Raw genomic sequence first — 12,409 nt, 5'->3', positions numbered from 1 at the left:
TGCGATGGTTCCATCTCACCATTTAGGGCTTAAGGCCTTATTTTATTTAATCTGATTTTATTTTTATTCACTTAATTTTAAGGGGGAAGCGTTGTCTTTATCTAAATTTATGGAAAAGCAAACGTCGTTCAATCCTTTAGTGATTGGTGCAACGTTATTTTTTGTGGTGTTACTCGTTGCGATGATTTTAATCGCTCCGGAACAAACGCAAACTTTATTAAATACCGCCAAATCGGGCATTTTTGCCAACTTTAGTTGGTTTTACGTCTTAGCATTCTCAGTGTTTTTGGGCTTTTTAGTCATTTTATCAGTCAGTAGCCTAGGTAATATCAAATTAGGCAATGATGAAGAAGAGCCTGAATTCGGTTTTCTCTCTTGGTTAGCAATGTTATTTGCTGCCGGTATGGGGGTAGGGTTGATGTTCTTTGGTGTCGCGGAGCCGTTAACGCATTACTTATCTGACATTACCACTGGTAGCGCTGAGCATAAGCAACAAGAAGCCTTGTTACACACCTTATTTCACTGGGGAATCCATGCCTGGGCGGTGTATGGCACGATTGCGTTGTCATTGGCTTACTTTGGATTCCGTTATAAATTGCCTTTAGCATTACGTTCTTGTTTCTATCCGCTATTGAAAGAGCGTATTAATGGCAAGTTAGGCGATCTTATCGACATTATGGCGCTACTTGCCACCTTATTCGGTATTATCACGACATTAGGTTTTGGGGCATCACAATTGGGTGCTGGCTTACATCAATTAGGATGGATTAGTAAAAATAGTTTCAGCTTGCAAATTGTTGTAATTGCTGTGGTGATGAGTTTAGCCACATTTTCCGCGATTTCTGGTATAGGAAAAGGAGTCAAAATCTTAAGTGAGCTGAATTTAACATTAGCTTTCTGTTTATTGATTTTCGTATTAGTAGCAGGGCCAACACTTTATTTGTTATCCGCTTTTAGCGACAACATCGGAACTTATCTCAGCAACTTAGTACAATTAAGCTTCAAAACCTATGTTTATGAACAAGAGCATACTGGTTGGTTTAGTGGTTGGACGATTTTGTATTGGGCATGGTGGTGTTCTTGGGCACCATTTGTTGGCTTGTTTATTGCTCGAATTTCTAAAGGACGCACGATTCGCGAATTTATTTTCGGGGTATTGGTGATTCCTAGCATGTTCGGTATCTTGTGGTTTACCGTATTTGGTAATACGGCCATTTGGTTGAATGATGGTGAAGCTGCAGGTACGTTAGGACAAATGATTTCCTCGCCTGAAACGTTGCTCTTTAAATTCTTAGATTATTTACCGCTTTCTGGTGTGACTGGTTTAGTAAGTTTGGTGGTGATTTCTTTATTCTTTATCACCTCGGCAGACTCCGGTATTTATGTATTAAATAACATTGCATCACGCGATAAAAGCCTTGCAGCACCTCGTTGGCAGGCCGTGATGTGGGGTGTATTAATGTCAGTCGTCGCGATTGTTTTAATGCAATCAGGTGGCTTAGCTAATCTACAGGCAATGACCTTGTTAGTGGCGTTACCTTTCGCAATGTTGATGTTATTGATGTGTTTTAGTTTATGGAAAGGCTTGAATGCGGACAAAAAATATTTTGATACCAAAGTTAATCCAACCAGTATTTTCTGGACAGGGGATAAGTGGAAAGAACGTTTGGAACAAATGATGAACCAAACGCAAGAAAAAGATATTTTACGTTTCCTTAAACATACGGTATTACCAGCTATGCGAGAATTACGCCAAGAGTTGATTAGCAAATATGATTTGAGCGTACAAATTAACACGTTATTTGATCAAGATGAGCCTGCAGTCGAGTTAGTCATTCAGAAAGAGTTGATGCGAGACTTTATGTACGGGGTAAAATCTATTGGTCGCGAGGTATCAGAGCAATTAATTAATGATGATAACTTGCCACATATCCAACATAGTATGACCTATGAGCCATACACCTATTTCTTTGATGGTCGAGTGGGTTATGATGTGCAATATATGGATCAAGACGAATTGATTGCTGATATGTTGAAACATTATGAACGCTACTTAAGTTTGTTAGATGATGTGGGACAAGAATTGATGGCGCACGAGCAAACAGAACTGGCTGAATAATAAGACTAAAGTGCGGTTGAAAATAACCTTCTTTTTGACCGCACTTTTAAAATTACCTCTTGAGGCAAATGCATAAAAAGAGTATATTCAAGCCCAAATTTTCAATTTAATTCTAACGGAGTTTTTCTATGTTTGGTTTATCCCCAGCACAAATGATTATTTTATTAGTCGTGATTTTATTAGTATTTGGTACTAAAAAGTTACGCAATGCGGGCTCTGATCTTGGTGCAGCAGTAAAAGGTTTTAAAAAAGCAATGTCTGATGACGAGCCTAAAAAAGATGCTGAGTTTACCCAAATTAAAGACGCTACGACAACCTCTGAAAAAACTGAAACTGTAAAAAATAAAGAACAGGCATAACCGTGTTTGATATTGGTTTTTCCGAACTTGTTTTATTGATGCTGGTGGGCTTAGTGGTGCTAGGCCCTAAGCGTTTGCCCGTGGCTATTCGTACAGTTATGGGTTGGGTAAAAACCATTCGCGGCTTAGCTGCCAATGTGCAAAACGAATTAAAACAAGAACTAAAATTACAAGAATTACAAGATAGCATTAAAAAAGCTGAATCTTTAAATTTACAAACACTTTCTCCAGAATTAAGTAAAACGGTAGAAGAATTAAAAGCACAAGCAGATAAAATGAAATCCGAGCTGGAAGCCAAAGCTGCTGAAGCAGGCACGACAGTAGAAGAACAAATCAAAGAAATTAAAAATGCGGCAGAAAATGGGGACAAATCCAAAGATGCTGTAGTAGCACTGGATTCATCAGAAATTTTGCCGAAAGAAGAAAATCAACTTACTGATTTAACCACGCTTGATGCTCACGAGCAGGCAGAACTCACAGAACGCCTATCTGATTACTATCCCCCAGATGATATTGAAGTCATACCTGTATCGAAATCTCAATCGAAAAAATCTGAATTATAGGGAATTTGTATGAGTAATGTGGATGAATCTCAACCCCTAATTACACACCTTGTTGAATTAAGAAACCGTCTTTTACGCAGTGTGATTTGCGTTGCATTGGTATTTGTTGCGCTCGTTTATTTTTCAAATGATATTTATCATTTTGTTGCAGCTCCCTTAACTAACGTTATGCCAAAAGGCGCAACAATGATCGCAACAAATATTCAAACGCCCTTCTTTACGCCTATTAAATTAACGGCAATAGTCGCAGTATTTATTTCCGTTCCTTATTTGCTCTACCAGGTTTGGGCATTTGTTGCACCAGCTCTATACCAACATGAAAAAAGAATGATTTACCCATTGTTATTTTCAAGCACTATTCTTTTTTATTGTGGGGTGGCTTTTGCTTATTATGTAGTGTTTCCTTTTGTATTTAGCTTTTTTACCCAAACTGCACCTGAAGGTGTCGCAATTGCCACAGATATTAGTAGTTATTTAGATTTTGCATTGGCATTATTTTTAGCTTTTGGCGTCTGTTTTGAAGTCCCAATTGCTATTATTTTACTTTGTTGGACAGGTGTAACAACGGTAAAGGCCCTTTCTGAAAAACGCCCTTATATCATTGTAGGTGCATTTTTTATTGGAATGATTCTAACCCCACCAGATGTATTTTCACAAACGCTACTTGCTGTACCAATGATTCTTCTATTTGAATTAGGTTTATTAGTTGCTCGTTTTTATCAGCCAAAAGAAGATGAAAGTGCGGTTGAAAATACTGAAGAATCAAATAAAATGGAATAATAATTGGGGGGCATCGCCCCCTTTCTCATTATATAAGAAAAAGGACTATAATATGACTCAACAAATTTTTACAGGATTTCCTACCCGCCGCCTACGTCGTTTACGTAAACATGATTTTAGTCGTCGTTTAATGGCTGAAAATAAACTCACCGTAGACGATCTTATTTATCCGGTATTTATTCTTGAAGGTAAAAACTATCGTGAGGCTGTTCCCTCTATGCCAGGTGTTGAACGTCTAACTATCGATCAACTTCTTATTGAAGCAGGTTTGCTAGTTAAATATGGTGTTCCTGTCATTTCATTATTTCCTGTAATTGAACAAGATAAAAAATCTCTAATGGCAGAAGAAGCCTATAATTCAAACGGTCTAGTACAACGCGCAGTTCGAGCATTAAAAAATGCTTATCCAGAATTAGGGGTATTAACAGATGTTGCACTTGACCCTTATACAAGCCATGGACAAGATGGAATTATTGATGAAGACGGCTATGTTCTTAACGACATCACCTCTGATATTCTCATCAAACAAGCTATTTCTCATGCTGAAGCAGGCGCTGATATTGTTGCGCCAAGTGATATGATGGATGGTCGTATTGGCCGTATTCGACAAGCATTAGAAGAAAAAGGATTTATTAACACACAAATTATGGCATATTCTGCCAAATATGCTTCTAATTATTATGGACCATTTCGTGATGCTGTCGGCTCATCAGGTAATTTAAAAGGCGGTGATAAAAAAACTTATCAACTTGATCCTGCAAATGGAGATGAGGGTTTACAAGAAGTCGCATTAGATCTACAAGAAGGCGCTGACATGGTCATGGTAAAACCAGGTATGCCATACTTAGATATGGTGTATCGCGTAAAAACACATTTTGGCGTACCTACTTTCGCTTATCAAGTTTCAGGTGAATACGCAATGCATATGGCAGCCATTCAAAATGGCTGGCTAAAAGAAAAAGAATGTATTATGGAATCACTACTTTGCTTCAAACGAGCTGGTGCCGACGGAATTTTGACTTATTTTGCAAAACAAGTCGCAGAATGGCTTTATTTAGAAGGGAAAAATAAGTAAAACCATAATATTATGATTAATAATTTAGATTTCATCTAAAAAAAAGCAAGAAAATTTAATTTTCTTGCTTTTTTTATTCTCTTTTTATCTTTTTATCACAATAAATATTGCAATATTAAGTCTCTCGTTACATATTGTCACTAAGCCCCATCTAGAGGGTGATTCAAATACATACAGAAAAATACAACATCAATAGAGGAAACACATTATGACAATAATTACATCATTAGACGAATTTCTTGGGAAAATCGCTCAAAGAGATGCTCACCAACCTGAATTTTTACAGGCTGTTCGTGAAGTCTTCACTTCAATCTGGCCTTTCTTGGAAGCAAACCCTAAATACCGTTCAGAAGCTTTATTAGAGCGTTTAGTTGAGCCAGAGCGAGCATTCCAATTCCGTGTGGCATGGACTGATGATAAAGGCCAAGTTCAAGTAAACCGAGCTTTCCGCGTGCAATTCAACAGTGCAATTGGTCCTTTTAAAGGGGGAATGCGTTTTCATCCATCCGTTAACTTATCGATTTTAAAATTCTTAGGTTTTGAACAGATCTTTAAAAATGCCTTAACCACATTGCCAATGGGTGGTGCGAAAGGGGGATCAGATTTTGATCCTAAAGGAAAATCAGATGCTGAAGTGATGCGTTTCTGTCAAGCTTTAATGGCTGAATTGTATCGTCATGTTGGCCCAGATACCGATGTGCCCGCCGGTGATATTGGTGTAGGTGGTCGTGAAGTAGGCTATCTTGCAGGCTATATGAAAAAATTATCAAACCAAGCGGCTTGTGTCTTTACCGGTCGTGGTCTTTCATTCGGTGGGAGCTTAATTCGTCCAGAAGCAACCGGTTATGGATTGGTTTATTTTGCCCAAGCAATGCTTGCTGAGAAAGGGGATAGCTTCCAAGGTAAAACGGTTTTAGTTTCCGGTTCAGGTAACGTGGCACAATATGCGATTGAAAAAGCGATGGAGCTTGGTGCGAAAGTCGTAACCTGTTCAGACTCAGCAGGTTATGTGTATTTGCCTGAAGGATTTGATCGTGAAAAATTAGAGGCTTTATTAGAGCTCAAAAATGTAAAACGTGGTCGAGTAGAAGAATTTGCAAAACAATTTGGTCTTCAATATTTTGCAGGCAAACGCCCTTGGGAAGTGAAAGCCGATATAGCTCTTCCTTGCGCAACCCAAAACGAATTAGAGATTTTAGATGCGAAAGCCTTGATTAAAAATGGTGTGAAATTAGTCGCTGAAGGTGCAAACATGCCAACTACTATCGAAGCAACAGACGCATTCTTAGAGGCTGGTGTATTATTTGGCCCAGGTAAAGCAGCTAATGCTGGTGGCGTAGCGACCTCTGGCTTAGAAATGGCACAAAGTTCCCAACGCTTATATTGGACAGCGGAAGAAGTTGATGCCAAATTGCATCGTATTATGTTAGATATTCATGCTAACTGCAAAAAATATGGTTCTATCGCAGGTCAACAAAATATTAACTATGTAGTAGGAGCTAATATTGCAGGTTTTGTTAAAGTTGCTGATGCTATGTTGGCACAGGGTGTATATTAATTCAACACATACAACATAAATGTTTCTTATCAACCGCACTTTAATTAGTTAAAGTGCGGTTATTTCTTATCACTTAATTTGATACTACATTTCTATATCTGGAAACAACATTTTAATGACGTTTTTAGTCAATCTTCTTGATTTACCTTGATAAGGGAAAATATGCATCATCATCATTGGATTAAAATTAGCTTCAATCACTCCCCAGGAGTTTAAGGATGGTTCAGCTTGTTTTGTTAAATCAGGAATAATTAAATCGACCCCGCAAACTTTAGCCCCCATTGCATGAGCAACTCCTACAGCAATCTGTTTATAACTCTCGTGCATTTTATCAGTCATATCAATAGAATCCCCTCCCGTACTGATATTAGAATTAGCACGTAACTGCACAATTTGGCCAGCCTGAGGTACACTATCTGGTGTTAATCCTTGTTCTTTTAACTGTAATAATTCTATGTCACCTAAAGCGATCTTTTTGAGAGGTGAGCGAGAACCATCTCCCCGTAAAGGATCTGAATTTTTTATCTCGACCAATTCACGCACCGTATTCTTTCCATCACCTATAACATTTGCAGGTACACGCAACAACACTGCAAGCGTTTCATCCCCCAAAACAAAGAAGCGATATTCTGTACCAATTAAATAATCTTCAACCATCACTTCTTTATCTTCGCGAAAAGCAATCTCAATCGCTTTGACAAAATCCTCTCTATGTGTCACACCCTGTTTGAAAATTGTGATGCCTAAACCATAATTTGTGGATTTTGGTTTAATAACAACAGCGCGTCCTTCAAATAAAGCATAATGTGCAACGGCCTGTTCAATCGATGTAAATTCCAAGCTTTTTGGTACATTAAAACCAGCCTTTGATAATACTTTCTTTGTCACTACCTTATTTTCCATAATCAATGGAGAGATATATTGATCATGGCTAGTCATATTACCATTTTTAACATATTCAAGGTGTTCACCAAATTTAAGCGCAAGAAATTGATCATTCTCATCTAAAATTTCAGTCGTAACACCTTTTTGAATTAGGTCAAATAATAAAGCTTGAGTGGAGAGTTCCATATTATCAAATGCAGATAAAGCATAAAAACGTTTAAAAGCTTGAGCTTTATATTGCTTCGCAAGTTTTACCCCCAAAGCTTTATAACTTCCCTCCTGCTCAATCGCTTTGAGCAATTTCCCATTTACTGTTAGACTTGGTTCTGCCAATTGCACCAATTTTTCTTCCGAAATTTTAACCGCTCTTTCATCTGCATTGATAATTTTCAACATATCAATAATTTGGCTTAATATTGCTTCACCTTCTTCTCTAAATGCTGTTTGCTCACGAGGGTCTTCAAGAGATACTTGATATAATCTTTGTTTACCAAGCTCTACTTCTTTTTGACCACTTGTCTCATCAAGCCATAACATTCCTAATAAGAAAATATGAATAAATTTTGCATCATCTAGACTGATACCATATGGCTCAAGTGGATTCAAATCAAACAAACGAAATTCTGCATATTGAACGCCTTTTTCTAGCAATTCACGAGCTTTTTTCGAACCTCGTAAACGAACATTAGAATAAAATTCTTTTTCTGCAATCAAATGACCAGATTTAACTTGAAACTCTAATGTTTCTACATAATTTTCAAGGTTATCATGATTCACCACAACATTAGATGAATTAACGTAACCATAGGGACTAGAACGTAAACTACGTACTAACTGCCCCTCTTTCAAAGGAAAATTCAGTACGCCATTTCGAGAAAAATAATTTGCTTCCACTGTCGGACTTGCAGCAAGTAAATAAACTAAAATCCACTGATAGCGTAGAAAATTATTAGCTAATTTCATATATAGGGCATTTTGAAAATCTTTAAGATGAGCATATTCATCTTGCAACAAGAATATAGCTTTCACAAATTCAGATGACAGTTGGAAATTGTAGTGAATTCCACTTACCATTTGCTTGTATTTACCATATTGTTTAGACAGATGCTCACGATATTTAACATCTTCTTGTTTATCAAGCTGCGCCTCTTGAATCTCATTTTCTGGTGGTAATCCTGCTGGCATACTAAATGGGAAAATGTATTCATTTTCAGGTAAAGAACGCCACACCACCTCATGAATTGCAGAAAGCCAACGAAGGCTATCTTCCAGTTTAGCATTTGGTGGCGTAATCAACTCAAGCTGACTCTCGGCAAAATCTGTTTGAATATAGGGATGATAAGAACGATTACCAAATACACGTGGATGGGGGGTCGTCACAATATTTCCCTTATCGTCAATACGTTGACTTTCCTTTTCTAAACCAAATTGACCTTGCTGAAAAAGTAAACCTAGTTGATATTGTTTAACCCATTGTTGTAATTTCATTATGTACCCTTTCAAATAAAACTTTTGTTGAAATAATATCACACTAAAATAGTCTGCTTTATGTTGAAATGGAACTGAATAGATGATTTAGTTATATAAAAATTAACTAAATAAACTAAAAGGGCCAAGTTCCTCAAATAACAGAACTCAGCCCTTAAATTATTTTTAATCTTCTATTTCATCCGTTTTCTCATTCGAATATTTATCATTTCGACCACAACAGAGAATCCCATTGCAAAATAAATGTAACCTTTCGGAATGTGAATATCCAAACTTTCTGCAATTAAGCTAATTCCTACTAAAACTAAGAAAGCTAAAGCTAGAATTTTCAACGTTGGGTGTGTATCCACAAAATCGCCGATTGGTTTTGCCGCAAACATCATCACGCCAACGGCAATAATAATCGCCAAAATCATAACAGGAAGATGGCTTGCCATACCTACTGCTGTAATTACGGAATCTAAAGAAAATACAATATCTAGCACTGCAATTTGAATTAATACGCCAAAATAACTCACTTTGTTTTTGCTTTCAGATTCATGGTGTTCTTGATGATTTATCGCCTCTTTAATTTCTCCAGAACTTTTTATAATCAGGAATAAACCACCGATTAATAAAATCAAATCACGCCCAGAAATTTCTTGATTAAACACAGTAAATAACGGTGCAGTAAGCTTCATCATCCACGCTAGAGACATTAAAAGTAAAATTCTTGTCAGCATTGCCAAACCAAGTCCAACAATACGACCAGACTGGCGTTGGCGTTCAGGTAAACGTCCAACTAGGATACTAATAAAAATAATATTATCGACCCCTAAAACGATCTCCAAAGCAGCAAGTGTCGCAAGTGATATCCACGCTTCAGGATCAGTAATCCATTCAAACATAATTTTTCCTATAATAGAGTTAAATAAATCCGAAAGTGCGGATCATAATGGCTTTATGATGAAAAGCAATCGTTATTTACATTTAAGATATAATTGATTAATCATTTTTGAGCGTTTCAAAAATCGTTTCGGCAAGTTTAAGCGAAATTCCAGGTACAGAGGCTATTTCATCTAAGGTCGCCTTTTTCACACCTTGTAAACCACCAAGATATTTCAGTAAAGCCTGACGACGTTTAGCACCCACACCTTCAATGGTTTCTAAACCACTTTGTGTAAAGGCTTTTTGACGTTTTTTACGGTGCCCGCTTATTGCGTGATTATGGCTTTCATCACGGATGTGTTGAATCAAATGCAATGCCAAACTATCATCAGGCAAATGAATTTCGCGGTCTTGTTTGCTGATAATCAGTACTTCCTGCCCTGCTCGACGATCCACACCTTTTGCCACGCCAATTAAGTGCGGTCTATTTTTATCCCATTTTACTTGAAGATGTTGGAACACATTCAATGCACGATTTAATTGCCCTTTTCCACCATCAATAAAAATAATATCGGGAATTTTATCTTCTTCTAAATCACGCTCATAACGTTTCTGCAGGGCTTGTTCCATCGCAGCATAATCATCCCCTCCAGTAATCCCTTCAATATTAAAACGACGATAATCAGATTTTAGTGGACCTTCTTGATTAAAAACAACACAAGATGCTACTGTTTGATTTCCCATCGTGTGGCTTATATCGAAACATTCCATACGCTTAATTTCAGGAAGATTTAACAGCTCGCACAACGCTTGATAACGCTCTGACATTCGTGAAGATTGTTTAAGTTGTACATTTAAAGCCGCTTTAGCATTAACCTGTGCGAGCTGTAAATATTTACTCTTATCGCCTTTTACACTTTCTTGAATCGTTACTTTTCTGCCCGCTTGATCAGTAAGAAGTTGCTCAAGCTCTGATTTTTCAGCTAATTGACGATCGACAATAATACTATTCGGGATACTTCGTCCTTGATGACCTTGTAAATAAAATTGCCCTACAAAAGTTTCTGTAAGTTCCGATAAATCCGTATTTGCGGGTACTTTTGGGAAATAACTGCGATTGCCGAGCACTTTTCCTTGACGAATAAACATCACTTGTACACAGGCTAAACCGTGTTGGTAAGCAATAGACATAATATCCATGTCATCTAAACGCTCATTGGATACAAATTGTTTTTCAATAACCGAACGTACCGCCTGAATTTGATCACGATAACGAGCCGCCTGTTCAAAATCTAAATTTCTGCTTGCCTGCTCCATTTTACCGATTAAATAATCTAACACCTGTTGATCTTTGCCTTGCAAAAATAAGCGCGCTAATTCAACTTGCTGATTATATTCTTCATCAGAAACATATCCCTGAACACAAGGCGCAGAACAACGCCCAATTTGATATTGCAAACAAGGACGAGAGCGGTTGGAATAAACTGAATTTTCACATTGTCGAACTGGGAAAAGTTTTTGCAAAAGTGATAACGTTTCACGCACGGCTCCCGCGTGAGGATAAGGCCCGAAATATTCACCTGCAAATTTTTTAGACCCACGATAGGAAGTGATTCTTGGATGACGTTCTTTGGTTAATAAAATAAATGGGTAAGATTTATCATCACGCAATAATACGTTATAACGAGGCTGATAAAGCTTGATAAAATTATGCTCTAGCAGTAAAGCTTCTGTTTCAGATGAAGTTAGCGTGGTGTCAATATGATGAATTGATGCCACCAACGCCTCTGTTTTTTTACTGATCAGATTTTTACGAAAATAGCTTGAAAGACGTTTTTTTAAATCCTTTGCTTTCCCAACATAAATAACCTGATCTTTATCATCATACATACGATAAACACCAGGTTCGTGAGAGACATCCGCTAAGAACTTTTTAGCATCAAACATTTTAATTCGCCGCTAAAATTGCCCGCACTTTTTCCAAATCTTCAGCAGTATCCACCCCCACTGCAGGCACTTCTTTCGCAAGCTCCACATGAATGCGTTCGCCGTTATATAACACACGAAGCTGTTCAAGTTTTTCTAGATTTTCAAGTTGAGTTGGTACCCATTGCACGTATTGCTTTATGAACCCCGCACGATATGCGTAAATGCCAATATGACGTAAGTAAGCATCCGCAAGCTGTACTTTCTGAACATCCTGTAAATTCATAAACTGATCACGATCGTAAGGAATAACCGAACGGGAAAAATACAGTACATAGCCATCTTTATCTGTTAACACTTTCACTGCATTTGGATTGAATAATTCCTCAGCATCATGAATTTTTACCGCAAGGCTTGCCATGTTTACGTTAAATTTTGCTAAATTATCTGCTACTTGTCGCACAATAATGGGTGGAATCAAAGGCTCATCGCCTTGAATATTGACAATAATTTCATTGTCAGGAATCGCTAATTTTTCTACAACTTCCGCTAAACGTTCTGTACCAGAATTATGATTAACCGAAGTCATGCATACTTCCGCGCCAAAACTTTTGGCTACATCAGCCACATTTTCATTATCGGTGGCAATAATCACTCGGCTCGCCCCTGACTGCAATGCTTTCTCAAATACATGTTGAATCATTGGCTTACCCGCAATATCAGCAAGAGGTTTTCCTGGCAAACGACTTGATGCAAAACGAGCGGGGATAATCACGGTAAATGACATAA

General features: G+C 37.6%; 10 protein-coding genes. 6 read left to right on the top strand and 4 right to left on the bottom strand.

Features of this window, described 5'->3' with window-relative positions; all coding sequences use genetic code 11:
* Positions 1 to 91 precede the first annotated feature (91 nt).
* The 6 genes from A9501_RS00785 (at position 92) to gdhA (ending at position 6,454) form a co-directional block, all read left to right on the top strand.
* The gene (locus A9501_RS00785; protein ID WP_065264540.1) at positions 92 to 2,119 is read left to right on the top strand and encodes a BCCT family transporter; all 2,028 of its coding nucleotides are present in this window, start codon (positions 92 to 94) and stop codon (positions 2,117 to 2,119) included.
* Between the two features lie 128 nt (positions 2,120 to 2,247).
* The gene (tatA, locus tag A9501_RS00780; RefSeq protein WP_048954155.1) at positions 2,248 to 2,478 is read left to right on the top strand and encodes a twin-arginine translocase TatA/TatE family subunit; all 231 of its coding nucleotides are present in this window, start codon (positions 2,248 to 2,250) and stop codon (positions 2,476 to 2,478) included.
* 2 nt (positions 2,479 to 2,480) lie between these two features.
* Positions 2,481 to 3,041, top strand: a complete 561-nt coding sequence (gene tatB / locus A9501_RS00775; RefSeq protein ID WP_065264539.1) for a Sec-independent protein translocase protein TatB — start codon at positions 2,481 to 2,483, stop codon at positions 3,039 to 3,041.
* 9 nt (positions 3,042 to 3,050) lie between these two features.
* A complete protein-coding gene (tatC, locus tag A9501_RS00770) occupies positions 3,051 to 3,821 on the top strand; it encodes a twin-arginine translocase subunit TatC (protein ID WP_065264538.1) in 771 nt (256 codons plus the stop codon).
* Positions 3,822 to 3,873: 52 nt separating this feature from the next.
* On the top strand, positions 3,874 to 4,896 hold the full coding sequence (gene hemB, locus A9501_RS00765; protein WP_065264537.1) for a porphobilinogen synthase: 1,023 nt from the start codon (positions 3,874 to 3,876) through the stop codon (positions 4,894 to 4,896).
* A 208-nt stretch (positions 4,897 to 5,104) separates the two neighbouring features.
* A complete protein-coding gene (gene gdhA, locus A9501_RS00760; protein WP_065264536.1) occupies positions 5,105 to 6,454 on the top strand; it encodes an NADP-specific glutamate dehydrogenase in 1,350 nt (449 codons plus the stop codon).
* 84 nt (positions 6,455 to 6,538) lie between these two features.
* Here gdhA and gshAB read toward each other — a convergent pair whose 3' ends face one another.
* The 4 genes from gshAB to kdsB form a co-directional block, all read right to left on the bottom strand.
* Positions 6,539 to 8,827, bottom strand: a complete 2,289-nt coding sequence (gshAB, locus tag A9501_RS00755) for a bifunctional glutamate--cysteine ligase GshA/glutathione synthetase GshB (RefSeq protein WP_065264535.1) — start codon at positions 8,825 to 8,827, stop codon at positions 6,539 to 6,541.
* A 173-nt stretch (positions 8,828 to 9,000) separates the two neighbouring features.
* The gene (locus tag A9501_RS00750; protein WP_005637559.1) at positions 9,001 to 9,714 is read right to left on the bottom strand and encodes a TerC family protein; all 714 of its coding nucleotides are present in this window, start codon (positions 9,712 to 9,714) and stop codon (positions 9,001 to 9,003) included.
* A 97-nt stretch (positions 9,715 to 9,811) separates the two neighbouring features.
* Positions 9,812 to 11,641 carry an excinuclease ABC subunit UvrC gene (gene uvrC, locus A9501_RS00745; RefSeq protein ID WP_065264534.1) on the bottom strand — a complete coding sequence of 610 codons (1,830 nt, stop codon included), beginning with the start codon at positions 11,639 to 11,641 and terminating at the stop codon, positions 9,812 to 9,814.
* Position 11,642: 1 nt separating this feature from the next.
* Positions 11,643 to 12,407 carry a 3-deoxy-manno-octulosonate cytidylyltransferase gene (gene kdsB, locus A9501_RS00740; RefSeq protein WP_065264533.1) on the bottom strand — a complete coding sequence of 255 codons (765 nt, stop codon included), beginning with the start codon at positions 12,405 to 12,407 and terminating at the stop codon, positions 11,643 to 11,645.
* Positions 12,408 to 12,409 lie beyond the last annotated feature (2 nt).

This window comes from Haemophilus sp. CCUG 66565, from assembly GCF_001679495.1.
GTDB lineage: Bacteria > Pseudomonadota > Gammaproteobacteria > Enterobacterales > Pasteurellaceae > Haemophilus > Haemophilus haemolyticus_K.
This window is presented reverse-complemented; position numbering and strand designations above follow the sequence as displayed.

Coding starts and splice junctions, on each gene's coding strand:
- tatA (WP_048954155.1), top strand. CDS start 2,248: ATGTTTGGTTTATCCCCAGCACAAATGATTATTTTATTAGTCGTGATT.
- tatC (WP_065264538.1), top strand. CDS start 3,051: ATGAGTAATGTGGATGAATCTCAACCCCTAATTACACACCTTGTTGAA.
- hemB (WP_065264537.1), top strand. CDS start 3,874: ATGACTCAACAAATTTTTACAGGATTTCCTACCCGCCGCCTACGTCGT.
- gdhA (WP_065264536.1), top strand. CDS start 5,105: ATGACAATAATTACATCATTAGACGAATTTCTTGGGAAAATCGCTCAA.
- gshAB (WP_065264535.1), bottom strand. CDS start 8,827: ATGAAATTACAACAATGGGTTAAACAATATCAACTAGGTTTACTTTTT.
- A9501_RS00750 (WP_005637559.1), bottom strand. CDS start 9,714: ATGTTTGAATGGATTACTGATCCTGAAGCGTGGATATCACTTGCGACA.
- uvrC (WP_065264534.1), bottom strand. CDS start 11,641: ATGTTTGATGCTAAAAAGTTCTTAGCGGATGTCTCTCACGAACCTGGT.
- kdsB (WP_065264533.1), bottom strand. CDS start 12,407: ATGTCATTTACCGTGATTATCCCCGCTCGTTTTGCATCAAGTCGTTTG.